This is a genomic window from Cupriavidus sp. SIMBA_020, assembly GCF_046535395.1.
GTDB lineage: Bacteria > Pseudomonadota > Gammaproteobacteria > Burkholderiales > Burkholderiaceae > Cupriavidus > Cupriavidus campinensis.
Map to the genome: position 1 here is coordinate 1 of NZ_JAWRWU010000300.1, position 305 is coordinate 305.

General features: G+C 70.8%; 1 pseudogene. It reads left to right on the top strand.

The window, feature by feature from the left end:
* Positions 1–13 precede the first annotated feature (13 nt).
* A pseudogene (locus SB751_RS29305) lies at positions 14–305 on the top strand (LysR family transcriptional regulator); the annotation flags it as partial.

The window sequence follows — 305 nt, forward strand, 5'->3', positions numbered from 1 at the left end:
GCGCGACATAGCAATGCGCGCGCTCGACGACGCGGGCATCAGCTGGACCGAGGTGTTCGTCGGCGGCGGGCACGCGGCGGTGATAGCTGCCGTGTCGGCCGGCCTGGCGGTGGCGGCCTTCTCGTGCCGGCTCGCGCCACCCGACACGATCGAGGTCAGTCAGCGCTTCGGCCTCCCCGACCTGCCGTCGTCGAGAATCGTCCTGCATTCGACGCTGTCGGACCAGCGCTCCCGTGAAGCGTTGCGCACGCTCGCCGCGACCTACCGGGAACATCGCCCCTCCCGCCGTACTCCGGTGCAACACG